This is a genomic window from Pseudomonas sp. NFACC45, from assembly GCF_900113505.1.
GTDB lineage: Bacteria > Pseudomonadota > Gammaproteobacteria > Pseudomonadales > Pseudomonadaceae > Aquipseudomonas > Aquipseudomonas tehranensis.
In genome coordinates this window covers 193,905-210,518 of record NZ_FOPO01000011.1, presented here as the reverse complement: position 1 = coordinate 210,518, position 16,614 = coordinate 193,905, and the positions used below count along the sequence as shown (strand labels likewise).

Sequence of the window (16,614 nt, the reverse complement as noted above, 5' to 3'; positions counted from 1 at the left end):
TCATTTTATCTGACACGCCGGATCGCCTGGATTCAGGACCGCTTCGCGGTCCAACGGGGATAAATCCCCTCGCCACAAATGCGCCCCAAAAAAAATCGCAGCCGAAGGCTGCGATCTCTTGATCTCTCTTGCAGCTTGCCCCTCGAAGCGCTTAGCCGCCCTTATGCAACTTGCTCATCAACTCCGCCTCGGCCTGGGTCAAACCGCAGGCCTGGGTCAGTTCGTCGACGCTGGCGCCCATGCCCACCAGGCGGGCGGCCTGGGCGAAGGACAGGCTGGAGGGGTCGCGCTGCTCCAGTTGGGCCAGTTTGTCCGGCAACGGTGCGACCACGGCACGTAGCTCATGCAAGGCTTCGCCCATGCGCACTGTGCCGTTCTGGTAATCGTCGACGCGTTTGGCCAGGCCCCGGATGCGTTGATCACGCAACGCATCGCCCTGGGCCTGCTGAGCGGCGATCTGCCGCTGACCGCGTATGTACGCGACAAACATCGCCAGCGTGCCTGCCCAGAACAGGAACAGGACAATGACTGCTACCTCAAGAATCAAATCAGATACTCTCCAGTTCCGACCATTCCTCTTCGCTCATCATCTTCTCCAGCTCGACCAGGATCAGCAACTCGTTGTTCTTGTTGCACACGCCCTGGATGAACTTGGCCGACTCTTCGTTACCGACGTTAGGTGCGGTTTCGATCTCCGACTGACGCAAGTAAACCACTTCAGCGACACTGTCGACGAGGATGCCGACCACTTGCTTGTCGGCCTCGATGATCACGATACGGGTGTTGTCGTTGACCTCGGTGGAGTTCAGGCCAAACCGCTGGCGAGTGTCGATCACCGTGACCACGTTACCGCGCAGGTTGATGATGCCCAGCACGTAGCTTGGCGCACCGGGTACCGGGGCGATCTCGGTATAGCGCAGCACTTCCTGAACGCGCATCACGTTGATGCCGTAGGTTTCGTTATCGAGTTTGAAGGTTACCCATTGCAAAATCGGATCTTCGGAACCCTTGAGAGACGACGCCTTATCATTCATACCCTGACCCCTCGAAAAACCGCCTGTGGCGGTGTGTGTTCTGCCCCGTGACGCTGTGCGTCACCGGTTGTCTTATTTCGGTTTCTGGACCGGCTTGGTGCCGCCCAGGTGTTTTGCCCCGCCGCTGGCGATCAGCTCGGCCAGCTCGGATACGTCCAGCAAGGCGCACATATGCTCGATCACTGTACCGGCCAGCCATGGCCGTTGCCCTCGATGGCTGCGCCACTTGATCTCGTTCGGGTCCAGGCGCAGCGAGCGACTGACCTGATGCACCGCCAAACCCCATTCATACCCTTGCACCGAAATCACGTATTGCAGGCCCTGGCGAAAATCATCGCGATAACGGTCCGGCATCACCCAGCGCGCGGTATCCAGCACCTTCAGGTTGCCGGCCTGGCTCGGCAGGATCCCGAGGAACCATTCCGGCTGGCCGAACAACGGCGTCAATTCCTGCCCGGCCAGGGAATATATCGATCCCAGGCATACCAGCGGCACCGCCAGGGTCAACCCGGCCACATCGAACAACAAACACTCGAACGGCTCGGCGGCCCAGGCCGGACGGTCGTCGGTCGGCACCGGCGGCGGTGGGCTGCTCGGTGGCAGATGGACTTCCACCACCGGCGTCACCAGGCCCTGCAGCAACGGTGCAACGGTCGAGACCGGCGCCAGGATCGGCGCAGGCGCTTCCATCACTGCCACCTGAGGCTTGATGAACGGAGCCTCGACTGCCGCGGCAATCACCGTTTTGTGTGCATCACGGGCCTGCTCTTCGAGCACGGCCGCCTGAAACTCATCCAGTCCACCTTCGGCTTCGACGGTCTCGGGCAACGCCTCGATCACGCTCGGTTGCGGTGGCAATTCTTCGGTTGCTTCCTGCAACAGCCCATCCAGATAAGACTGCAGGGCCAATTGCGGACGCGAGGTTGTCTTTATCGGGCGGCTCATGGGAACAGTGCGCCACTTGAAAAGGTTATCGGCATGTATGCGCCAGGACTTGAGCGCTCACAATCGAGTGCAATGCCTTTGGTAAGCCTCTTCACCTTAAGCCACCTGCTGCGAAACGAGCTGCTGGGCCAGCAGGTGCTTGAGCAGCGCCCGGTAGGCCAGCACGCCGCGGCTCTTGCCATCGAATTGCGAAGGGGTCACACCGGCACGGCTGGCGTCACGCAAACGCGTGTCGACCGGAATGTAGCCTTGCCAGATGTCATCCGGGTACATGTCCCGCAGCACGCGCAGGGTGCCCAGGGACGCCTGGGTGCGACGATCAAACAGGGTCGGTACGATGTTGAAGGCCAACGATTGCTTGCGCGAGCGATTGATCATCGCCAGGGTATTGACCATGCGCTCCAGGCCCTTGACGGCCAGGTGCTCGGTCTGCACCGGGATAACCAGTTGCTGGCTGGCCGCCAGGGCGTTGACCATCAGCACGCCAAGCAGCGGCGGGCTGTCGATGATCGCGTAATCGAAATCCTGCCACAGTTGCGCCAGACTCTTGGCGATCACCAGGCCCAGACCGCTTTGCCCCGGCGACTGCCGTTCCAGGGTCGCCAGGGCAGTGCTGGATGGCAACAGGGAAATACGCTCATCGCTGGTGGACAGCAGCAACTGCCCCGGCAAGCCTTCGGGCACCCCGCCCTTGTGCAGGAACAGGTCGTAGTTGCTGTGCTCCAGACTGTCGGGATCGTAACCAAAGTAGCTGGTCATCGAGCCGTGGGGGTCCAGATCGACCATGACCACGCGCTTGCCCGCCTCGGCCAGCAATCCGGCTAAAGCGATGGAAGATGTGGTTTTACCCACACCACCTTTTTGATTGGCGACTGCCCAGACTCTCATTCGGATTGTTCCTCCCGGCCGATACAGGCTCGACCGAGAAATAGCTCGGTTATAAAGCGGGTGACGGAGAATTGACGGCGCTCTGTCTTCCCGGCGACTTGGGCTGGGTCGGTGCAGTTTGTGTGCCAGCACGCTTCAATGCCGCATCCGGTGTTGCATGGGCCGTGCCGGTCCCGGTCAGGCTACGGCGCACCTCAAGGTTGCGCGACACCACCAGCACCACTCGCCGGTTGCGCGCACGCCCCTCGGCGGTGGCATTGTTGGCCACCGGCTGGAATTCACCATAGCCCACCGACGCCAGCCGGCCGGGGTTTACGCCCTGCATGGCGAGCATGCGCACGATGCTCGCCGAACGCGCCGATGACAGTTCCCAGTTGGTCGGGTACTGCGCAGTGCGAATCGGCTGATCGTCGGTGAAGCCTTCTACGTGGATCGGGTTGTCGAAAGGCCTGAGGATAGCGGCCACTTTGTCGATGATGTTGAACGCCATATCGCTGGGCATGGCGTCGCCGCTGCCAAACAACAGGCTGGAATTGAGTTCGATCTCAACCCACAACTCGTTGCCGCGCACGGTCATCTGATTGGAGCTGATCAGATCGCCAAACGCCGCGCTGATGTCATCGGCAATGCTTTTCAACGGATCGCTGCCGCCAGCGATACCGGCATCGACCTGCTCGGAGTCCCTGACCAGCGGTTTGGCCGGCGTGGTGGTCTTGGGCCGCTCATCACCAATGGGGATGGGCTTGAGGGCGCGGTCGGAGTCGGTAAACACGCCGATCAGCGCCTCGGAAATCACCTTGTACTTGCCTTCGTTGACCGACGAGATCGAATACATGACCACGAAGAAGGCGAACAACAGTGTGATGAAGTCGGCATAGGAAACGAGCCAGCGTTCATGGTTGACGTGTTCTTCACGATGCCTGCGACGTGCCATTTTCCATGTCTCCCATCAGTCCATGAAGCCCTGGAGCTTCAACTCAATGGAACGCGGGTTTTCACCTTCGGCGATCGACAGGATCCCTTCCAGCAACATTTCGCGATAACGCGACTGGCGCAACGCGATGGACTTGAGCTTGGCGGCGATCGGCAGCAGCACCAGGTTGGCACTGGCCACACCATAAATGGTCGCGACGAAGGCCACGGCGATGCCGCTGCCCAGTTGCGACGGATCGGCCAGGTTGCCCATCACGTGGATCAGGCCCATCACCGCACCGATGATGCCGATAGTCGGTGCATAGCCACCCATGCTTTCAAAGACTTTGGCCGCTTCGATGTCACGGCTTTCCTGCGTGTAGAAATCCACTTCCAGGATGCTGCGGATGGCTTCCGGCTCAGCGCCATCCACCAGCAGTTGCAGGCCTTTGCGCGAGTAGTTGTCGGGTTCGGCATCGGCCACCCCCTCCAGGCCCAGCAAGCCTTCCTTGCGGGCGGTCAGGCTCCAGTTCACCACGCGGTCAATGCCCCCGGCCAGGTCGACTCGCGGCGGGAACAGAATCCAGATGAGCACCTGCATGGCGCGCTTGAAGGCGCTCATGGGGGACTGCAACAGCGCCGCACCCACGGTGCCGCCGATCACGATCAACGCCGCCGGGCCGTTGGCCAAGGCCCCCAGGTGACCGCCTTCCAGGTAATTGCCACCGATAATGGCGACGAACGCCATGATGATGCCGATCAGGCTGAGCACATCCATTACAGGCACGCCTCGACCAGGTGTCTACCAATGTCGTCCAGCCCGTACACCGCGTCGGCCAGATCCGCTTTGACAATCGCCATCGGCATGCCATAGATCACGCAACTGGCTTCATCCTGGGCCCAAATGGCACTGCCGCCCTGCTTGAGCAGGCGTGCGCCTTCACGACCGTCGGCGCCCATGCCGGTGAGCACCACCGCCAGAACTTTGTCGCCGTAGGATTTAGCTGCGGAGCCGAAAGTGATGTCCACGCACGGTTTGTAATTGAGGCGCTCATCGCCGGGCAGGATTTTCACCGCGCCGCGACCATCGATCATCATCTGTTTGCCGCCCGGCGCCAGCAGCGCCAGGCCCGGACGCAGGATGTCGCCATCCTCGGCCTCCTTGACGCTGATACGACACAGCTTGTCGAGGCGCTCGGCGAACGCCTTGGTAAAGGCTGCGGGCATATGCTGGATCAGCACGATCGGCGCCGGAAAGTTGGCCGGCAACTGGGTCAGGACCCGCTGCAATGCCACCGGGCCGCCGGTGGACGTCCCAATGGCGACCAGTTTGTAGGCTTTGCGTTTGGGGGCCGGCGACGATGGCGCACTGGCTGGCGCGGAACGAGTTGGCACTGGGGCCGGGGCACTGCGCGCAGGGGCCGGGTTGAAGCTGCCCGACGAAGCTGGGGCTGGCGCAGGTGCAGGCGTTGGCGCAGGTGTGCTATAGGCTCCAACACGCCGGTTGCTGCGGGAAATACTGTGGACCTTCTCGCACAGCAACTGCCGAACCTTGTCAGGGTTGCGCGAAATGTCTTCGAAATTTTTCGGCAGGAAATCCACCGCCCCGGCGTCCAGCGCATCGAGGGTCACCCGCGCGCCTTCATGGGTCAGGGAGGAGAACATCAATACGGGGGTCGGGCAGCGCTGCATGATATGCCGCACCGCCGTGATGCCATCCATCATCGGCATCTCGTAGTCCATGGTGATCACGTCCGGCTTGAGCGCCAGCGCCTGATCGATTGCCTCTTTGCCGTTGGTCGCCGTACCGACGACCTGAATACTCGGGTCCGCCGAGAGGATTTCCGAGACGCGGCGGCGGAAAAAACCCGAATCGTCCACCACCAGGACTTTAACTACCATAAACACTCCGTTAGACGAGACGCGGCTGCGGGCCGCGCCCCTCCAGAATCAAATACGCCGTGCGGCGTAACGCTTGAGCATGCTTGGCACATCGAGAATCAACGCGATGCGGCCGTCGCCGGTGATGGTGGCGCCGGACATGCCCGGGGTGCCCTGGAGCATCTTGCCTAGCGGCTTGATGACCACTTCTTCCTGGCCCACCAACTGATCGACGACGAAGCCAATCCGCTGGGTGCCCACCGAAAGGATCACCACATGGCCCTCGCCCTGCTCGACATGAGCGGCGGAGCTGACCAGCCAGCGCTTGAGGTAGAACAGCGGCAGTGCCTTGTCCCGCACGATCACCACTTCCTGGCCGTCCACCACGTTGGTGCGCGACAGGTCGAGGTGGAAGATCTCGTTGACATTGACCAGAGGGAAGGCAAATGCCTGGTTGCCCAGCATCACCATCAGGGTCGGCATGATCGCCAGGGTCAGCGGGACCTTGATGACGATTTTCGAGCCCTGGCCCTTGGTCGAGTAGATGTTGATCGAACCGTTGAGCTGGGAAATCTTGGTTTTCACCACGTCCATGCCCACGCCACGGCCCGACACGTCGGAAATCTCGGTCTTGGTCGAGAACCCCGGGGCGAAGATCAGGTTGTAGCACTCGGTGTCGCTCAGGCGGTCGGCGGCGTCCTTGTCCATCACACCGCGCTTCACCGCGATGGAGCGCAGCACGTTCGGGTCCATGCCTTTGCCGTCGTCGGAGATCGACAGCAGGATGTGGTCGCCTTCCTGCTCGGCGGCCAACACCACCTTGCCGCTGCGGGGCTTGCCTGACTCTTCGCGCTCTTGCGGCGACTCGATACCGTGGTCGACCGCGTTGCGCACCAAGTGGACCAGCGGGTCGGCCAGCGCCTCGACCAGGTTCTTGTCCAGGTCGGTCTCTTCGCCCACCAGTTCCAGGTTGATTTCTTTCTTGAGCTGGCGTGCCAGGTCGCGAACCAGGCGCGGGAAGCGCCCGAAGACTTTCTTGATCGGCTGCATCCGGGTCTTCATGACCGCGGTCTGCAAGTCAGCCGTGACCACGTCCAGGTTCGACACGGCCTTGGCCATGGCTTCGTCCTGGCTGTTGAGGCCCAGACGCACCAGGCGGTTACGCACCAGCACCAGTTCGCCGACCATGTTCATGATCTCGTCCAGGCGAGCGGTGTCGACCCGTACAGTCGTCTCGGCTTCGCTGGCTGGCTTATCCGCCGGCGCGGCCGCCGGTGCACGGGCTGGCGCCGGGGCGGCCGCAGCGGCAGGCTTGGGTGTCTCAGCCTTCGGTTCCGGTGCCTTGGCGGCGGGTTTGGCCGCGGCCTTCTCCGCTGGCGCAGCTGCTGTGGTGGTGGCGGCAGGCGCAGTGGCTGCTGAGGCGGTGCCGACTTCGCTGAACTTGCCCTTGCCGTGCAGTTCATCAAGCAGTGATTCGAACTCGTGATCGCTGATCAGGTCGCTGCCCGCTGCGGCGGCGGCAGGCTTGGCTGGGGTCGGCGCCGAAGCGATGGCCGAATCCAGTGCGTCCACGGCAAAGTTGCCCTTGCCGTGCAACTGATCGAGCAAAGCCTCGAACTCATCGTCGGTAATATCGGAGTTGTCGCCTGCTGCTTTCGGGGCGGCCGGGGCACTCGGGGGGACGACTGCATCCACGGCGAACTGGCCCTTGCCGTGAAGCTGATCGAGCAGCGACTCGAACTCGGCGTCGGTGATTTCATCGCTGGTGGCGGCATCGGCGGCCGGCGCAGCCGGGGCAGCAGGCGCCGCCGGAGCCTGGGCTTGGGCCTTGACGGCGTTCAGCGAGTCCAGCAGTTGTTCGAATTCGTTATCGGTGATGTCGCCTGATTCCTCGGCGACCGGTTCCTCAACCACTGGTGCGGCTACCGGTGCAACCTCGTCAGCCGACTGCGGCTCGGCCAGGCGCGACAGCGCGGCGAGCAACTCAGGCGTAGCAGCGGTGATCGGTGAGCGCTCGCGCACTTCACTGAACATACTGTTGACCGCATCCAGCGCTTCGAGCACCACGTCCATCAATTCCGAGTCAACGCGACGCTCACCCTTGCGCAGGATGTCGAACACGTTCTCGGCAATGTGACAGCACTCCACCAGCTCATTGAGCTGGAGGAAGCCGGCGCCTCCTTTTACAGTGTGGAAACCGCGAAAAATTGCATTGAGCAGATCCGCATCATCCGGTCGGCTTTCCAGCTCGACCAGTTGTTCGGAAAGTTGCTCTAGAATCTCGCCGGCCTCAACCAGGAAATCCTGAAGGATCTCTTCATCGGCGCCGAAGCTCATTAATGGCTGCTCCTAAAACAGGGCTAAAACTCAGAATCCAAGGCTGGACAGCAAATCGTCCACATCGTCCTGACCGGACATAACGTCTTCTCTTTTATCGGCATGAATCTGCGGACCTTCACCCTGAGAGAGATGTTTTTGTGGATCTTTTTCAGCAAGTATCGCTTCACGGTCGTGTTCGATGCCTGCAAAGCGGTCGACCTGGCTGGCCATCAACACCAGTTTGAGCAGGTTGCTTTCCACTTCGGTGACCAGTTGGGTTACCCGTTTGATCACCTGGCCGGTCAGGTCTTGATAGTCCTGAGCCAGCAGAATGTCGTTGAGATTGCTCGCCACAGCACGGTTCTCGGTGCTGCTGCGCGTCAGGAAACCGTCAACCCGACGGGCCAGGTCCCGAAACTCCTCAGCGCCGACTTCACGCCGCATGAAGCGGCCCCAGTCGGTGCTCAAGGCCTGGGCTTCATCGCTCAGGCCATTGACCAGCGGCGTTGCGCTCTCCACCAGGTCCATGGTGCGGTTGGCCGCGGCCTCGGTCAGCTTGACCACATAACCCAGACGCTCGGTCGCATCAGTGATCTGCGAGACCTCCTCGGCCTGCGGCATGTTCGGGTCGATCTGAAAATTGACAATCGCGCTGTGCAGTTCACGCGTGAGCTTGCCCACTTCCTGATACAGACCGCGGTCACGGGTCTGGTTGAGCTCATGGATCATTTGAACCGCATCGCCAAAGCGGCCTTTTTCAAGGCTGTCGACCAGTTCGCGGGCATGTTTTTTCAGGGTCGATTCGAAATCACCCATTGAAGATTCGTTATCCATAGCTCCCCCGTGGCGCCGTTAACCGATGCGTTCGAAGATTTTTTCGATCTTCTCTTTCAACGCCTGGGCCGTGAAGGGTTTGACCACGTAGCCGTTTACACCGGCCTGGGCCGCTTCGATGATCTGCTCGCGCTTGGCTTCGGCAGTGACCATCAGCACCGGAAGGTGCTTGAGTTTTTCGTCGGCGCGCACATGGCGCAGCAAGTCGATACCGGTCATGCCGGGCATGTTCCAGTCAGTCACCAGAAAGTCGATGCTTCCGCTGTTGAGAACCGGAATGGCAGTGGTGCCATCGTCGGCCTCGACCGTGTTGGTGAACCCAAGGTCACGCAACAGGTTTTTTATGATCCGCCGCATCGTTGAGAAGTCATCAACGATGAGGATTTTCATGTTCTTGTCCAATTCGACCTCCAAGCAGTCTTAAACGCGCCCAGCACCTGAACGCGCCATTTCAATCAATCCGGCACAACACTCGACAACGGTCTGGAGGACCACGGAGAGAGACTGGCTCAGCGCATGCCAGGCCAGACTCGTTCGCAGTGTCCCCACACTGCTGTCAGCGCGCTCGCCACTCCCCCAAACGCCCCCGCAAACGGGCCGCGCACTGGCTGTGTAACTGGCTGACCCGCGATTCGCTGACCCCCAGGACCTCACCGATTTCCTTGAGGTTCAGCTCTTCGTCGTAGTACAGCGCCAAGACCAGTCGCTCACGCTCCGGCAAATTGGCAATCGCATCCGCCAGCGCGCTCTGGAAACGTTCATCTTCCAGGTCACGCGATGGCTCCATGTGAGCACTCGCGCCGTCCTCGTGCAGCCCTTCGTGTTCGCCGTCCTGCAACAGGTCGTCGAAACTGAACAGGCGACTGCCCAAGGTATCGTTCAAAATCCCGTAATAATCGTCGAGACTCAATTGGAGTTCGGCCGCAACCTCATGATCTTTAGCGTCACGCCCGGTTTTAGCTTCAATGGCGCGAATGGCGTCACTGACCATGCGGGTATTGCGGTGCACCGAACGCGGTGCCCAGTCGCCCTTGCGGACTTCGTCGAGCATCGCCCCGCGAATGCGAATACCGGCATAGGTCTCAAAGCTGGCGCCCTTGCTCGCGTCGTATTTGTTCGACACTTCGAGCAGGCCGATCATGCCCGCCTGGATCAAGTCCTCGACCTGGACACTGGCCGGCAACCGCGCCAGCAAGTGATAGGCGATACGCTTGACCAGAGGCGCATAACGCTCAATCAATTCGTACTGGGCGTCCCGTGCCGATTTTTTGTAGAGATGGTTGTAACCGCTGGCTGTCATAGCACGGGCCCTGCTGTTTGTTGCACGAGACGCTCGACGAAAAACTCCAGATGCCCGCGAGGGTTGGCTGGCAATGGCCAGGTATCAACCTTCTGGGCAATAGCCTTGAACGCCAGTGCGCATTTGGAACGGGGAAAAGCTTCATAAACCGCACGTTGCTTCTGGACGGCTTTACGTACGCTTTCGTCGTAGGGCACTGCGCCGACGTATTGTAGGGCGACGTCCAGGAAGCGATCCGTGACCTTTGTCAACTTGGCGAACAGGTTGCGTCCTTCCTGCGGGCTCTGGGCCATGTTGGCCAGGACGCGGAAGCGGTTCATGCCGTAGTCACGGTTCAGTAATTTGATCAGGGCATAGGCGTCGGTGATGGACGTCGGTTCGTCGCAGACCACCAGCAAGACTTCCTGGGCAGCGCGTACGAAACTGACGACCGAATCACCGATACCGGCAGCGGTGTCGATCACCAGCACATCGAGGTTGTCACCGATGTCGCTGAAAGCCTGGATCAGACCCGCGTGTTGAGCCGGAGTCAGATGAACCATGCTCTGGGTGCCCGAGGCAGCCGGCACGATGCGAATCCCGCCGGGCCCCTGCAGCAGCACGTCACGCAGTTCGCAGCGCCCCTCTATCACGTCCGCCAGCGTGCGCTTGGGAGTGAGCCCCAACAGCACATCGACGTTCGCCAGGCCCAGGTCGGCGTCCAGCAGCATGACCCGTCGGCCAAGCTCTGCCAGAGCCAGGGACAAGTTCACTGACACGTTAGTCTTGCCGACGCCACCTTTGCCGCCGGTCACCGCGATCACCTGTACGGGATGCATGCTGCCCATGTTCGTTCTTTACCTTGTCTTACTTAGACGGAGGCCACATTACTGGCTGCGCGTTCACATTCGGAACAATGCATGGCAGACCATCGATGTAGGTACAAAAAATATTCATGATTACCTCAGCCGACCTGCTTGGTCGGGCTGTGGTAGATGTCAGCGAACATATCAGCCATGGCTTCTTCGCTGGGTTCTTCCTGCATTTGCACACTCACGGCACGACTGACCAGTTGATGACGGCGCGGCAGATGTAAATCATCCGGGATCCGCGGCCCGTCGGTCAGGTAGGCCACCGGTAAATCATGACCGATCGCCAGGCTCAACACCTCGCCCAGGCTTGCCGTTTCGTCCAGCTTAGTCAGGATGCAACCGGCCAGCCCGCAGCGTTTGTAGCTGTGGTACGCGGCGGTTAGAACCTGTTTCTGGCTGGTGGTTGCCAACACGAGATAATTTTTTGACCGGATACCACGCCCGGCCAGGCTTTCAAGCTGCATGCGCAGGGCCGGATCGCTGGCTTGCAGGCCGGCGGTATCAATCAGCACGACGCGCTTGCGCAGCAGCGGCTCCAGCGCCTGGGCCAGGGACTGGCCCGGATCCACATGGGTCACCGACACATTGAGGATCCGACCCAAGGTCTTGAGTTGTTCCTGGGCACCGATACGGAAACTGTCCATGCTCACCAGGGCGATGCTCTGGGCGCCGTACTTGAGTACATAACGCGCCGCGAGCTTGGCCAGGGTGGTGGTCTTGCCCATGCCGGCCGGGCCGACCATGGCAATGACGCCACCTTCTTCGAGGGGCTCGACTTCCGGGGTGGCGATCATTCGCGCCAGGTGCGCCAACAGCATGCGCCAGGCCTGACGGGGTTCTTCGATATCGTTGATCAGCGCCAGCAGGTCGCGGGACAACGGGCCGGACAAGCCGATGCGTTGCAGGCGACGCCACAGATTAGCCTGGGCCGGACGGTTGCCTTGCAACTGGTTCCAGGCCAGGGAGCCGAGCTGAACTTCCATCAGTTCACGCAGGCTGTTGAGTTCGAAGCGCATCGAGTCCAGGGCCCGCGGGTCGACGCCACCGCCTGACGCGGCCTGAACCGGTGCCGGACGACGCGGCTCAGCCTTGGCCTGCTCGACCAGCGGCTCGGCAGCGGTCAACGGCAGTCCAGCGGTCAGTGGCTGACCGGCGAACAATTGACGATTGGTGCCCTCGCTAGCTTCGCCATCGCTGCTGCGCAAGCTCAATTCGGCCTGAGCACTGGCGATGCGCGACTGGGTCTTGCGCAGCTCATCCTCGAGTTCCATGTTGGGAACGCGCGGGGCCAGCGCCGACAATTTGTAATCCAGAGCCGCCGTCAGCTCGACACCGCCGGCGATCCGGCGATTGCCAATGATGGCTGCTTCAGCGCCCAGCTCGTCACGAACCAGCTTCATGGCCTGACGCATATCGGCGGCGAAAAAACGCTTCACTTGCATAAACCACTACCTCAGCCGTTGGGCCCTACTGTCGCAACGATGGTCACTTGCTTGTTGTCCGGTATTTCCTGGTACGCCAGCACATGCAGCCCCGGGACCGCGAGGCGCCCGAACCGCGAGAGCATCGCGCGAATCGGACCGGCCACCAGCAGGATCACCGGTTGGCCTTGCATCTCCTGCCGCTGGGCTGCATCGATCAGCGAACGCTGCAGCTTCTCGGCCATGCTTGGCTCCAGCAGAACGCCCTCTTCCGAGCCTTGTCCTGCCTTCTGCAGACTATTGAGCAATATCTGTTCCAACCTTGGCTCCAACGTGATCACAGGCAGCTCCGACTCAGTGCCTACAATGCTTTGGACGATTGCGCGGGATACGCCAACCCGCACCGCAGCCACCAGAGCGGCGGTATCTTGACTCTTGGAAGCGTTGTTGGCGATCGCCTCGGCAATGCTGCGGATGTCGCGCACCGGCACCTGCTCGGCCAACAGCGCCTGCAACACCTTGAGCAATTGCGACAACGAAACCACACCGGGCACCAGCTCTTCGGCCAGCTTTGGCGAGCCTTTGGCCAGCACTTGCAGCAATTGCTGGACTTCTTCGTGGCCGATCAGCTCACTGGAGTGCTTGTACAGAATCTGGTTCAAGTGGGTCGCAACCACGGTACTGGCGTCCACCACGGTATAGCCAAGGGACTGGGCCTGGGCCCGCTGGCTGATTTCGATCCACACCGCTTCCAGGCCAAAAGCCGGATCCTTGGCGGTAATGCCGTTGAGCGAACCGTAGACCTGCCCTGGGTTGATCGCCAGTTCACGGTCCGGGTAGATCTCGGCTTCGGCCAGAATCACGCCCATCAGCGTCAAGCGATAGGCACTGGGCGCCAGATCGAGGTTGTCGCGAATATGGACGGTGGGCATCAGAAACCCCAGGTCCTGGGACAGCTTCTTGCGCACGCCCTTGATCCGCGCGAGCAATTGACCACCCTGATTGCGGTCCACCAGGGGGATCAGACGGTAACCGACTTCCAGGCCGATCATGTCGATCGGCGTCACGTCGTCCCAACCCAGCTCCTTGGTTTCCATGGCGCGAGCCGGCGATGGCAGCAGCTCCTGCTGGCGCTTGACCTCTTGCAGGGCCTGGACCTTTTGCACGTTCTGCTTCTTCCAGAACAGGTAGGCAGCCCCCGCCGCCAGGGCGGCCATGCTCAGAAAGGAGAAGTGCGGCATCCCGGGGACCAGGCCCATCACGGCCATCAGCCCGGCTGCAACGGCCAACGCTTTGGGCGAAGCAAACATCTGCCGGCCGATCTGCTTACCCATGTCTTCGGAGCCGGACGCACGGGTCACCATGATCGCGGCGGCTGTGGATAACAACAGTGATGGCAATTGCGCCACCAAACCGTCACCAATGGTTAACAGGGCGTAAACCTTGCCGGCCTCGCCGAAAGTCATGCTGTGCTGGAAAATACCGACAGCCATGCCGCCGATCAGGTTGATAAAGAGGATCAGCAAACCGGCGATGGCGTCACCGCGCACGAATTTGCTGGCACCGTCCATGGAACCGTAGAACTCGGCTTCCTGAGCCACTTCCAGGCGACGGGCCTTGGCCTGACCCTGGTCGATCAGGCCGGCGTTGAGATCAGCGTCGATTGCCATTTGCTTGCCGGGCATTGCATCGAGGGTGAAACGCGCGCTCACCTCGGAAATCCGCCCGGCACCCTTGGTCACCACCACGAAGTTGATGATCATCAAAATGGCAAAGACGACGATACCCACCACGTAGTTGCCGCCAATCACCACCTCACCAAAGGCCTGGATCACCTTGCCAGCGGCATCATGACCGTCATGACCGTGGATCATCACCACGCGGGTGGACGCCACGTTAAGGGCCAGACGCATCAGCGTCGCCACCAGCAGAATGGTCGGAAACACCGCAAAATCCAGTGGCCGCAATGCGTACACGCACACCAGCAGTACAACGATGGACAACGCGATATTGAACGTGAAGAACACGTCCAGCAGAAACGGTGGCACCGGCAGCATCATCATGGCGAGCATGACCAGCAGCAACAACGGCACGCCCAGATTACCCCGGCTGAGGTCGGCTACGTTGCTGCGTGCGGTGCTGAATAACTGAGAGCGATCCACCAATAATCCCCGTTCCTGTGAAGCAAACTTTTGACGCCCGAAACGGACGCAGACGGGGTATTGCAAGAAGCCTTCCAACTTTCGTCGGAGGCCGAAATAGAGGCGCTAGCCAAAGCGCTGAATGCAATCGAGTGGGAGCCCGAATCAGGAGTCGCGGCGCAAATCCGGTGGAATCGGCAAATCCTTGAGAGGCTCGGGGCGCTTGCCCTTGCCGGCGCGGTGTTGACGGATCTGATAGACGTAAGCCAGCACCTGAGCCACGGCCAGGTACAGGCCACCAGGAATTTCCTGGTCGAGTTCGGTGGAGTAGTAAATCGACCGCGCCAATGCCGGGGATTCAAGCAGCATCACTTCGTTGGCTACGGCGATCTCGCGAATTTTCAGCGCCAGGAAATCACTGCCCTTGGCCAGCAACACCGGGGCATTGCCTTTATCGGGATCGTACTTGAGCGCCACGGCATAGTGGGTCGGGTTGGTGATGACCACGTCGGCGTCTGGAATCGCCGCCATCATCCGACGTTGGGACACCTCACGCTGCAACTGGCGAATCCGCTGCTTGACCTCCGGCTTACCCTCCTGGTCCTTGTGCTCGTCGCGGATCTCCTGCTTGGTCATCAGCAACTTCTGCTTGCTCTGATACAGCTGGATCGGCACGTCGATGGCGGCAATCAGAATCAAGCCGCAAGCCATCCACAATGTACTCCAGCCCACCAACTGCACGCTGTGGATGATCGCCTGCTCCAAGGGTTCATGGGCGATGCGCAGCAAGTCGTCGATATCAGCCTGCAGTACCGTCAGCGCTACGAACAGGATCAGGAGGAACTTGCCGAGCGCCTTGAGCAGTTCAATCAGCGCCGTGCTGGAAAACATTCGCTTGAGGCCGTTAGCCGGGTTCATCCGACTGAACTTGGGGGCCAGGCTCTTGCCGGCAAACAGCCAACCTCCGAGGGAGATCGGACCAATAATGGCCGCCAGCAGGAGAAAGATCAGAACCGGTTGCACGGCCAGGATCGCGATCTTGCCGGAGTGCAGCAGGTATTGCCCCATGGCACCGGGACTGAGCAGTACCTCGCGGGGCAGGGAAAAATTCAGGCGCATGATTTCCAGCAGATCCAGGGCCAGCCCGCCGCCATAAATCAATAAGCCACCGGCCCCGGCCATCGTCACCGCCAGAGTGTTGAGCTCCTTGGAGCGCGCAATCTCACCTTTGTCCCGGGATTCTTTCTTGCGCTTCTCCGTGGGGTCTTCTGTCTTGTCCTGACCACTCTCGCTTTCGGCCATGGTTCAGCGCGCCTGTGCCATATCGCGTAACAGCTGCAGGGCTTGGGTCGCCAACGGCTGGTACTGATTGAGAATATCCCCCAGGCTGATCCAGAAAATCACCAGGCCCAGCACCAGGGTCAACGGAAAGCCTATGGAGAAAATGTTCAACTGCGGCGCCGCCCGAGTCATGACACCAAAGGCAATATTGACCACCAGCAGCGCGGTAATCGCGGGCAATACCAACACCATCGCCGCGCCCAGAACCCAGCCAAGCTTGCCAGCGATGTCCCAGAAATGATTGACCAGCATCGCGCTGCCCACTGGCAATGTGGTGAAGCTCTCAGTCAGCACCTCAAACACCACCAGGTGCCCGTTCATGGCCAGAAACAGCAGGGTCACCAACATCGTCAGAAACTGCCCGATTACCGCACTGTTCACGCCGTTGGTGGGGTCGATCATGGAGGCGAACGCCATGCCCATCTGGATCGAAATGATTTGCCCGGCGACTACAAACGCCTGAAAGAACAGTTGCAGCGAAAAGCCCATCAAGACGCCAATCAGAATCTGCTCGGCCACCAGCATCAACGCACTGAGGTCCAGGGCGTTGACCGGCGGCATAGGTGGCAGCCCCGGCGCGATGACCACCGTGATCGCCAGGGCGAAGTACAGCCGTACGCGGGTCGGCACAAGGGTGGTGCCAAAGACCGGCATGCTCATCAGCAGCGCGGTAACGCGAAACAGCGGCAGGATAAATGACGCCACCCAGGTACTGATCTGGGTATCCGTCAGTTCGAGCATCGACAT

General features: G+C 60.6%; 16 protein-coding genes. All 16 read right to left on the bottom strand.

Annotated elements, in window-relative coordinates; translation table 11 throughout:
- Positions 1-151 precede the first annotated feature (151 nt).
- Positions 152-547, bottom strand: a complete 396-nt coding sequence (locus BM132_RS20850) for a DUF2802 domain-containing protein (protein ID WP_092458432.1) — start codon at positions 545-547, stop codon at positions 152-154.
- 1 nt (position 548) lies between these two features.
- On the bottom strand, positions 549-1,034 hold the full coding sequence (locus tag BM132_RS20845) for a chemotaxis protein CheW (protein WP_024778681.1): 486 nt from the start codon (positions 1,032-1,034) through the stop codon (positions 549-551).
- 72 nt (positions 1,035-1,106) lie between these two features.
- Positions 1,107-1,979, bottom strand: a complete 873-nt coding sequence (locus tag BM132_RS20840) for a CheW domain-containing protein (RefSeq protein WP_092458430.1) — start codon at positions 1,977-1,979, stop codon at positions 1,107-1,109.
- Between the two features lie 96 nt (positions 1,980-2,075).
- Positions 2,076-2,867 carry a ParA family protein gene (locus BM132_RS20835; RefSeq protein WP_047226266.1) on the bottom strand — a complete coding sequence of 264 codons (792 nt, stop codon included), beginning with the start codon at positions 2,865-2,867 and terminating at the stop codon, positions 2,076-2,078.
- 49 nt (positions 2,868-2,916) lie between these two features.
- Positions 2,917-3,801 carry a flagellar motor protein MotD gene (motD, locus tag BM132_RS20830; RefSeq protein ID WP_047226265.1) on the bottom strand — a complete coding sequence of 295 codons (885 nt, stop codon included), beginning with the start codon at positions 3,799-3,801 and terminating at the stop codon, positions 2,917-2,919.
- A gap of 15 nt (positions 3,802-3,816) precedes the next feature.
- Positions 3,817-4,557, bottom strand: coding sequence for a flagellar motor protein (locus BM132_RS20825; protein ID WP_018606553.1), 741 nt, complete (start codon positions 4,555-4,557; stop codon positions 3,817-3,819).
- Positions 4,557-5,681 (bottom strand): protein-glutamate methylesterase/protein-glutamine glutaminase, encoded by a 1,125-nt coding sequence (locus BM132_RS20820; RefSeq protein WP_092458427.1) that lies wholly within the window; start codon positions 5,679-5,681, stop codon positions 4,557-4,559. The genes BM132_RS20825 and BM132_RS20820 overlap by 1 nt, the downstream gene beginning before the upstream one ends.
- A 48-nt stretch (positions 5,682-5,729) precedes the next feature.
- A complete protein-coding gene (locus tag BM132_RS20815) occupies positions 5,730-7,997 on the bottom strand; it encodes a chemotaxis protein CheA (RefSeq protein WP_092458425.1) in 2,268 nt (755 codons plus the stop codon).
- A 30-nt stretch (positions 7,998-8,027) separates the two neighbouring features.
- Entirely contained in the window at positions 8,028-8,813 is a 786-nt protein-coding gene (locus BM132_RS20810) for a protein phosphatase CheZ (RefSeq protein WP_092397563.1), read from the bottom strand.
- 18 nt (positions 8,814-8,831) lie between these two features.
- On the bottom strand, positions 8,832-9,203 hold the full coding sequence (locus BM132_RS20805) for a chemotaxis response regulator CheY (RefSeq protein WP_003183998.1): 372 nt from the start codon (positions 9,201-9,203) through the stop codon (positions 8,832-8,834).
- Between the two features lie 166 nt (positions 9,204-9,369).
- Positions 9,370-10,113 (bottom strand): RNA polymerase sigma factor FliA, encoded by a 744-nt coding sequence (gene fliA, locus BM132_RS20800; protein WP_003184000.1) that lies wholly within the window; start codon positions 10,111-10,113, stop codon positions 9,370-9,372.
- Positions 10,110-10,940 (bottom strand): flagellar synthesis regulator FleN, encoded by an 831-nt coding sequence (gene fleN / locus BM132_RS20795; protein WP_003184001.1) that lies wholly within the window; start codon positions 10,938-10,940, stop codon positions 10,110-10,112. Before fleN ends, fliA begins: the two co-directional genes overlap by 4 nt.
- A gap of 116 nt (positions 10,941-11,056) precedes the next feature.
- The gene (gene flhF, locus BM132_RS20790) at positions 11,057-12,406 is read right to left on the bottom strand and encodes a flagellar biosynthesis GTPase FlhF (protein WP_092458422.1); all 1,350 of its coding nucleotides are present in this window, start codon (positions 12,404-12,406) and stop codon (positions 11,057-11,059) included.
- A gap of 11 nt (positions 12,407-12,417) precedes the next feature.
- On the bottom strand, positions 12,418-14,547 hold the full coding sequence (flhA, locus tag BM132_RS20785) for a flagellar biosynthesis protein FlhA (RefSeq protein WP_092397765.1): 2,130 nt from the start codon (positions 14,545-14,547) through the stop codon (positions 12,418-12,420).
- A gap of 144 nt (positions 14,548-14,691) precedes the next feature.
- Positions 14,692-15,828: a flagellar biosynthesis protein FlhB gene (flhB, locus tag BM132_RS20780; protein WP_092397559.1), complete on the bottom strand. Its 1,137-nt coding sequence runs from the start codon at positions 15,826-15,828 to the stop codon at positions 14,692-14,694.
- 3 nt (positions 15,829-15,831) lie between these two features.
- Positions 15,832-16,614 (bottom strand): flagellar biosynthetic protein FliR, encoded by a 783-nt coding sequence (gene fliR / locus BM132_RS20775; RefSeq protein ID WP_092458419.1) that lies wholly within the window; start codon positions 16,612-16,614, stop codon positions 15,832-15,834.

Coding starts and splice junctions, on each gene's coding strand:
- BM132_RS20845 (WP_024778681.1), bottom strand. CDS start 1,034: ATGAATGATAAGGCGTCGTCTCTCAAGGGTTCCGAAGATCCGATTTTG.
- BM132_RS20840 (WP_092458430.1), bottom strand. CDS start 1,979: ATGAGCCGCCCGATAAAGACAACCTCGCGTCCGCAATTGGCCCTGCAG.
- BM132_RS20835 (WP_047226266.1), bottom strand. CDS start 2,867: ATGAGAGTCTGGGCAGTCGCCAATCAAAAAGGTGGTGTGGGTAAAACC.
- motD (WP_047226265.1), bottom strand. CDS start 3,801: ATGGCACGTCGCAGGCATCGTGAAGAACACGTCAACCATGAACGCTGG.
- BM132_RS20825 (WP_018606553.1), bottom strand. CDS start 4,557: ATGGATGTGCTCAGCCTGATCGGCATCATCATGGCGTTCGTCGCCATT.
- BM132_RS20820 (WP_092458427.1), bottom strand. CDS start 5,681: ATGGTAGTTAAAGTCCTGGTGGTGGACGATTCGGGTTTTTTCCGCCGC.
- BM132_RS20815 (WP_092458425.1), bottom strand. CDS start 7,997: ATGAGCTTCGGCGCCGATGAAGAGATCCTTCAGGATTTCCTGGTTGAG.
- BM132_RS20810 (WP_092397563.1), bottom strand. CDS start 8,813: ATGGATAACGAATCTTCAATGGGTGATTTCGAATCGACCCTGAAAAAA.
- BM132_RS20805 (WP_003183998.1), bottom strand. CDS start 9,203: ATGAAAATCCTCATCGTTGATGACTTCTCAACGATGCGGCGGATCATA.
- fliA (WP_003184000.1), bottom strand. CDS start 10,113: ATGACAGCCAGCGGTTACAACCATCTCTACAAAAAATCGGCACGGGAC.
- fleN (WP_003184001.1), bottom strand. CDS start 10,940: ATGGGCAGCATGCATCCCGTACAGGTGATCGCGGTGACCGGCGGCAAA.
- flhF (WP_092458422.1), bottom strand. CDS start 12,406: ATGCAAGTGAAGCGTTTTTTCGCCGCCGATATGCGTCAGGCCATGAAG.
- flhB (WP_092397559.1), bottom strand. CDS start 15,828: ATGGCCGAAAGCGAGAGTGGTCAGGACAAGACAGAAGACCCCACGGAG.
- fliR (WP_092458419.1), bottom strand. CDS start 16,614: ATGTCGATGCTCGAACTGACGGATACCCAGATCAGTACCTGGGTGGCG.